The sequence below is a fragment of the Sphingobium sp. LF-16 genome (assembly GCF_003711185.1).
GTDB lineage: Bacteria > Pseudomonadota > Alphaproteobacteria > Sphingomonadales > Sphingomonadaceae > Sphingobium > Sphingobium yanoikuyae_A.
Map to the genome: position 1 here is coordinate 3,538,039 of NZ_CP029335.1, position 6,962 is coordinate 3,545,000.

The 6,962-nt window shown below is 61.4% G+C and carries 6 protein-coding genes, 1 tRNA gene and 2 rRNA genes (1 of these 9 running past the window's edge); 4 read left to right on the forward strand and 5 right to left on the reverse strand.

Annotation, left to right across the window (positions count from 1 at the left end; all coding sequences use genetic code 11):
- The first annotated feature begins 6 nt into the window (after positions 1–6).
- Positions 7–621: a glutathione S-transferase gene (locus DIZ22_RS16580; protein WP_048936848.1), complete on the forward strand. Its 615-nt coding sequence runs from the start codon at positions 7–9 to the stop codon at positions 619–621.
- Here DIZ22_RS16580 and DIZ22_RS16585 read toward each other — a convergent pair.
- Positions 618–1,073, reverse strand: a complete 456-nt coding sequence (locus DIZ22_RS16585) for a MarR family transcriptional regulator (RefSeq protein WP_048936849.1) — start codon at positions 1,071–1,073, stop codon at positions 618–620. The two genes, DIZ22_RS16580 and DIZ22_RS16585, sit on opposite strands and share 4 nt — an antisense overlap.
- A gap of 82 nt (positions 1,074–1,155) precedes the next feature.
- Between DIZ22_RS16585 and DIZ22_RS16590 the strand changes: the two genes are divergently transcribed.
- Positions 1,156–2,241: an alpha/beta hydrolase fold domain-containing protein gene (locus DIZ22_RS16590; protein WP_048936874.1), complete on the forward strand. Its 1,086-nt coding sequence runs from the start codon at positions 1,156–1,158 to the stop codon at positions 2,239–2,241.
- Here DIZ22_RS16590 and DIZ22_RS16595 read toward each other — a convergent pair.
- Positions 2,238–2,888, reverse strand: coding sequence for a TetR/AcrR family transcriptional regulator (locus tag DIZ22_RS16595; RefSeq protein WP_234415702.1), 651 nt, complete (start codon positions 2,886–2,888; stop codon positions 2,238–2,240). The genes DIZ22_RS16590 and DIZ22_RS16595 overlap by 4 nt on opposite strands.
- 100 nt (positions 2,889–2,988) lie before the next feature.
- Between DIZ22_RS16595 and DIZ22_RS16600 the strand changes: the two genes are divergently transcribed.
- Positions 2,989–3,312 carry a 2Fe-2S iron-sulfur cluster-binding protein gene (locus tag DIZ22_RS16600; RefSeq protein ID WP_048936851.1) on the forward strand — a complete coding sequence of 108 codons (324 nt, stop codon included), beginning with the start codon at positions 2,989–2,991 and terminating at the stop codon, positions 3,310–3,312.
- An 11-nt stretch (positions 3,313–3,323) separates the two neighbouring features.
- A complete protein-coding gene (locus DIZ22_RS16605) occupies positions 3,324–4,544 on the forward strand; it encodes a cytochrome P450 (RefSeq protein ID WP_048936852.1) in 1,221 nt (406 codons plus the stop codon).
- A 62-nt stretch (positions 4,545–4,606) separates the two neighbouring features.
- Here DIZ22_RS16605 and DIZ22_RS16610 read toward each other — a convergent pair.
- From DIZ22_RS16610 to DIZ22_RS16620, 3 genes are all read right to left on the reverse strand, one after another.
- Positions 4,607–4,683: transfer RNA gene (locus DIZ22_RS16610), tRNA-Met, on the reverse strand.
- A gap of 110 nt (positions 4,684–4,793) precedes the next feature.
- Positions 4,794–4,908: ribosomal RNA gene (rrf, locus tag DIZ22_RS16615) — 5S ribosomal RNA — on the reverse strand.
- Between the two features lie 176 nt (positions 4,909–5,084).
- Positions 5,085–6,962: ribosomal RNA gene (locus DIZ22_RS16620) — 23S ribosomal RNA — on the reverse strand (it continues 914 nt past the right edge of the window).

The following is a 6,962-nucleotide window of genomic DNA, read 5'->3' on the forward strand; positions in this document are numbered from 1 at the left end:
CGGGCCATGGCCGATGCCCCGATCCTCTATTCCTTCCGCCGTTGTCCCTATGCGATGCGGGCGCGGCTGGCGTTGCTGGTGAGCGGGCAGGCGGTGGCGCATCGCGAAATCCTGCTGCGCGCCAAACCGGCGGCGATGCTGGCCGCGTCGCCCAAGGGGACGGTGCCGGTGCTGGTGCTGCCCGACGGCCGGGTGATCGACGAGAGTCTGGCGATCATGCGCTGGGCGCTGGGGCGGCATGACCCAGAGGCGTGGCTGGCGGGTGACGACGCGGCGCTGATCGCGACCAATGACGGGCCGTTCAAACGGCATCTCGATCGCTACAAATATGCCGAGCGCCATGGCAGCGACCCGGTCGCCCATCGGACCGAGGCGGCCGGGCTGCTCGACGCGCTGGAGGCGCGGTTGCGGGATCAGGCCCAGCTTTGCGGTGCGCGGCGGACATTGGCCGACATGGCGATCTTTCCATTCGTGCGGCAGTTTGCGGCGGTGGAGCCGGACTGGTTTGCCGCGCAGCCCTGGGCCGCATTGCGCGGCTGGCTGGCCGGGCATCTGGAATCCGAGCTGTTCGCTCAAGCCATGGTGCGGCACCCGCTATGGGTGGAGGCGGACGCCGGCTAGTCCGGACCGCAACAGGCGTCGAGGCAGATCTGGCGCAGCAGGGCAATGACGTCGCGGCGCTGTTCGACCGGGATGGCGCGACCAATCCGCGCCTCATGCGCGTCAAACGCCGCACAGACCTGGCCGTGCAGCGCTAGTCCCTCCGCCGTCAGCGTCAGCGGGATCGCACGGCCCTTGCCCGCGCCCTTCTCCAACAGGCCAGACAGCGCCAGCTTGTTGATGAGCGGCACCAGATTGGCCGGCTGGGCGCGCAACGCACGGGCAATGTCGCTCTGGCTGCACCCTGGATTGGCACCGATCAGCCGCAGCAGCGTGGCTTCTCCAGGATTGAGGCCGAGCGGGGCCAGCGCCTCGCCCAGCGCGCCGGTCACCGCCGCTGCGGTGCGGCGGAGATGGAAGCCCAGCATCGCGTCGAGCGGGTCGGTGAAGGCGCTGTCGGGATCGATCGTCACCCCGCCGGTCTAGCCCCCTTGCCGTGCCGGCTCAAGTCGATATCTTATATGCCATAATATAAGATGGAGAGGAGCGATGTTCATGACGATGCGATTCGCCTTGCCGTTTGTCCTGCTGGCCCTGGCCGGGACGGCAGCGGCCCAGACGCCGCCACCCGATAGCCCGGCGGCTACCGGCACGATCGAGCCGGATGGCACGGTCCATGTTCCCGGCTTTCGCCTGCCCCCCTCCATCTATCTGAGCGAGGCGGCAAAGAAGGCGCTGCCGCGCACGCCGACCGATCCCGAAGAGCCGATGATGCGCGCGGTCGCCGCCGGGCAGGCCGGTGCGCTGCGCCAGCGCATGCCGCAACTGGTCGCGCCGCGCATCGATGCGCTGAAGGCGATGTACAAGGTGACGACGCGCGAGGAGCAGATTGCCGGCATAGCGGCCGTGCGTGCGACGCCGGCGGCTGGCATCGCACCGGGCAACCGCAGGAAGATATTGCTCAACCTGCCGGGCGGCGGCTTCATCATGGGCGTGGCCGGCGGCACCGGCATGATGGAATCGATCCCGCTTGCGGGGCTGGTCGGGGTGGAGATCCTCTCCATCACCTATCGCCAGGCGCCCGAGACCATATGGCCGGCGGCGACCGAGGATGTGACCAAGGTCTATCGCGCACTGCTCAAGACCTACCAGCCGCAGGATATTGGCATCTTCGGCTGTTCGGCCGGCGGATTGCTGACGGCCGAGGCGATCGCTTGGTTCATCCATGAGAAACTGCCGCTGCCCGGCGCAATCGGCATCTTCTGCGCGTCGGGCGATGCGCGCTGGGGCGGCGACAGCCAGAGCTTTGCCCGGCCGTTCCAGGCGCTGCCGCCGCGCGACGATGTCCGCGCCTATTTCAAGGGTATCGACCGTAGCGATCCGCTGGTGTCACCGGCGCTGTCGCCGGCCACGCTGAAACTGTTTCCGCCGACGCTGCTGATCACCGGCACCCGCGCCTTCGAGATGAGCGCGACCGTCAATACCCATCGCGAACTGATCAAGGCCGGGGTCGATGCCGACCTGCATATGTGGGATGGGCTGGGCCATGCCTTCTTCTACGATCCCGCCCTGCCAGAATCGCGTGAGGCCTTCGACGTCATGACCGCCTTCTTCCGCGATCGGCTGAAGCTGGCGCGCTAGACCGCAATCGCCCGGCGACAAAATTCCCATATCTCCACCGCCAATTCGGATCGGCGCTGGCGGTCGGGAATGGCGGCCTCTTCGGCAAGCAACTGGCTGTGGACGGTGGTCGAGACCAGATTATAGACGAGCAGCGCCATCCACGACGCCGGTCCTGCGCGGACCTGCCCCTCTGCCATGCCTTCGGACAGGATCGTGGCGATCAGGTCGATGAGCGGGCTGACAGCTTTTTGCAGTTCGACCGGACGCGCCTCCGCCAGGCGCAGATGCTCGCGGCTGAGCGCCGCGCTCCGGCGCTGGCCGCCTTGCCAATCGCCATCAATGGCTGCGCGACCGATGACGATGGCCGTCACGATATGATGCAAGCGCGCCAGCGGGTCCGGCAGGTCGCGCACCTGTTCGCCGAACTGTTCCGCTGCGCGGCGAAGTGTGTGGTCAAACACCGCCAGGACCAGATCATCCTTGCCCGCAAAGCGATCGTATAGCGCCCGACGGGCCAGCCCGGTGCGCTGCAATACGGCACGGATGGTCAGCCCTTCCAGCCCCTCCTCGTCGAGCAGATCATAGGCGGCGGCGACGATCTGCTGGTTACGATCGTCCAGTTCCGCGATCGCGTCGTCGGTCTGCAGCGCCCGGTACATGCTCATCGATCCTCTCTGCAATAATCGCTTTCCATCTAGCAGCCCGCGACTATAGTGCCAGCATTGAGAACACCGTTCTCATCACGAAGATATATGGGAGAGCAAGATGGCGACGGTCCTCTTTGTCGAGGCCAGCGGTGCGGAGCATCGGATCGATGTGCCGGCGGGCGAGAATCTGATGCGCGCGGCGCTCAATGAGGGGCTGGAGGGCATGGTCGGCGAATGCGGCGGCGGGCTCGCCTGCGCGACCTGCCATTGCTATGTCGAGGAGGATTGGGCCGACCGCCTGCCCGCGCCGGCGCAGACCGAGCTGGACATGCTTGAATGTACCGCCAGCGAGCGCCGCCAGAGCAGCCGCCTGAGCTGCCAGATCATCGCCAGCGATGCGCTCGACGGGCTGGTCGTCCATCTGCCCGCCGCGCAATATTGAGGAGCCCGATCATGGCAACCGCCCAAGCGACGCCCGTTATGGACATTCCCGCCCATGTCCCGCCCGAACTGGTGCGCGAGATCGGCCTGACCACCGGCCCGGAATTTCTCGCCGCGCCCCACGCCTTCATGGCGAAGCTGCACGAGACGCATCCGCCGATCTTCTACAGCGTCAATCCGCTGATCGGGAACAGCTGGTGTACGATCAAGCATGAGGATGCCTTCTTCGCGTTGCGCCACCCGGAATATTTTACCACCGCCGGGGCCACCCCCTTCCCGCGCGATCCCAATAATTATTTCCATTTCATCCCGCTGGAGATCGATCCGCCGCATCATCGCAAATATCGCGCGATCCTCGATTCGACCTTCTCGCCGCAAAGCGTGCTGCGGCTCGAAGCCTATATGCGCCGCCTTTCCAACGAGCTGATCGATGGCTTCATCGATGCGGGCGAAGTGGAGTTCACTACGGCCTTTGGCCGCCCGCTGCCGGTGTCGATCTTCCTCGACCTGATGGGCCTGCCGCAGGAGATGCGCGATACCTTCGTCGGCTGGGCGGTCGACCTGCTCCATTCGCAGGATCGCATGACCGCCGGCCTCGCCATGCGCGGGATCGAGGCCTATCTGGCGCAGGTGATCGTCGAGAAGACGGCCAGGCCCGATGATGGCGTCATCAGTACGATCATCCAGGCGCGGCCCGGCGGCGAACCGCTGACCGAGCGGGAGATTTTTGGCTTTACCTTCTTCCTGTTCATCGCCGGGCTCGACACCGTGTTCGCGACGCTCAACAATATCTGGCTGTGGCTGGCGGAAAATCCCGATCGGCGGCACGAGATCATCGCCCATCCCGACCAGATCAATGCCCAAGTGGAGGAATTGCTGCGGGTCTTTTCCGTTACCTTTTCCGGCCGGACCCTTACCCAGGATCTGGAAATGCGCGGCGTACAGATGAAGAAGGGCGACAAGTTCAACAGCATCCTGCCCGCCTGCAACTATGACCCGGATGTCTTCCCGGACCCGACGCGCGTGGACTTCGACCGACCGCGCAAGCCGATTCTGGCCTTTGCCGGCGGGGTGCATAGCTGCATCGGCGCGCATTTGGCGCGTCTGGAGGTGAAGGTTGCGTTGCAGGAGTGGCTGCGGCGCATTCCTGACTTTGCGGTTCGGTCGGATGCGGAGATCAGCTACTGGCCTGGCGGTGTGGTTGGACCGAAGTCGCTTCCGCTGTTTTGGTAGGGCGCGGACGCGAAAAGCCGCCTTGGGGAGATCCGAGGCGGCGTGTGTGTTGTGTTGTGTGTTGGTTGCGGGAGTAGGATTTGAACCTACGACCTTCAGGTTATGAGCCTGACGAGCTACCGGGCTGCTCCATCCCGCGACACTGGGCTTTTGTGTGGCCCTGATACGCAAAAAGGGCGGCTTTGCGGGCCGCCCTGTTTTGTAACATTGTGATGGGTTTTTGATCCGTTGCTATGCGCGTGCTTCAATGCCTGGCGACGCCCTACTCTTCCAGTGCTTGAGCAATAGTACCATCGGCGCAGACTGGTTTCACGGCCGAGTTCGGGATGGGATCGGGTGGGTCACAGACGCTATGGTCACCAAGCAATGAAGCAGGCGCATAACTGCGGGTTTTTAATCGATACCGTGCACTATTCACTTTCACTTGGGAAAGTGAACAACAAGAGCTTGTGTGTTTGTATGTTCGTATATCTGGGCTGGCTTAAAACCACGCCATCAGCGCCTTGGCTGTTTCCAGCATTGTCGTTGATGGTGGGACTCTTAAGCGCGAACAGAGCAATTAGGACTGGTTAGCTCCATGCGTTACCGCACTTCCACATCCAGCCTATCAACGTCGTGGTCTACGACGGCTCGATGAAATCTTATCTTGAGGGAGGCTTCCCGCTTAGATGCTTTCAGCGGTTATCCCGTCCATACATAGCTACCCTGCTGCGCCACTGGCGTGACGACAGGTACACCAGAGGTATGTTCAACCCGGTCCTCTCGTACTAGGGTCAACTCCTCTCAAATTTCGACGCCCACGGCAGATAGGGACCAAACTGTCTCGCGACGTTCTGAACCCAGCTCACGTACCACTTTAATTGGCGAACAGCCAAACCCTTGGGACCTGCTCCAGCCCCAGGATGTGATGAGCCGACATCGAGGTGCCAAACGATTCCGTCGATATGAGCTCTTGGGAATCATCAGCCTGTTATCCCCGGCGTACCTTTTATCCGTTGAGCGATGGCCCTTCCACGAGGGACCACCGGATCACTATGACCGACTTTCGTCTCTGCTCGACTTGTCAGTCTCGCAGTCAGGCGGGCTTATGCCATTGCACTCTAACAGACGGTTTCCAACCGTCCTGAGCCCACCATCGCGCGCCTCCGTTACTCTTTAGGAGGCGACCGCCCCAGTCAAACTACCCGCCACAGAGGGTCCCTGCACCGGATAACGGTGCGAGGTTAGACATCAGAAAACAACAGGGTGGTATTTCACCTATGGCTCCACATCAACTGGCGTCAATGCTTCAAAGCCTCCCACCTATGCTACACAGTTCTTTCCTAATGCCACTCTGAAGCTGCAGTAAAGGTGCACGGGGTCTTTCCGTCTAACCGCGGGTACTCCGCATCTTCACGGAGAATTCAATTTCGCTGAGCATATCCTGGAGACAGTGGGGAAGTCGTTACGCCATTCGTGCAGGTCGGAACTTACCCGACAAGGAATTTCGCTACCTTAGGACCGTTATAGTTACGGCCGCCGTTTACCTGGGCTTCAATTCAGAGCTTGCACTCCTCCTCTTAACCTTCAGGCACCGGGCAGGCGTCAGGCCCTATACGTCGTCTTGAAGCCGACTTAGCAGAGCCCTGTGTTTTTGCTAAACAGTCGCTACCCCCTGGCCTGTGCCCCCCATCAAAAGTTGCCTTAAGATGGGGCCTCCTTCTTCCGAAGGTACGGAGGCAATTTGCCGAGTTCCTTCAGGATACTTCTCTCAAACGCCTTGGTATACTCTACCATTCCACCTGTGTCGGTTTAGGGTACGGTCTATACGGTGGGGCTATTTCCTGGGACCCCTTCACTGCCCGGAGCAATCCAATAAGCCCGAACAATTTACGGCATCCGTCACACACCACCAGGCCCACGAATATTAACGTGGTTCCCATCGACTACCCCCTTCGGGCTCGTCTTAGGGGCCGGCTTACCCTGCTCAGATTAGCTTTAAGCAGGAACCCTTGGAATTTCGGCGAGAGGGCATCTCACCCTCTTAATCGCTACTCATGTCTGCATTCGCACTTCCGATACCTCCACGGTCGGTTACCCTTCCGCTTCAACGGCCTACGGAACGCTCCGCTACCGCTCAGTCAAAGACTGAACCCTAAGCTTCGGTGCATCACTTTAGCCCCGTTACATCTTCGCCGCAGGATCTCTTATTTAGACCAGTGAGCTGTTACGCTTTCTTTAAAGGATGGCTGCTTCTAAGCCAACCTCCTGGTTGTTTTGGAAATCCCACATGCTTTCCCACTTAGTGATGACTTGGGGACCTTAGCTGTAGGTTAGGGCTGTTTCCCTTTTGACGACGGACCTTAGCACCCGCCGTCTGTCTGCCGAACTAGACTCGTTGGTATTCGGAGTTTGGTTAGAATTGGTAGATCTCGCGAC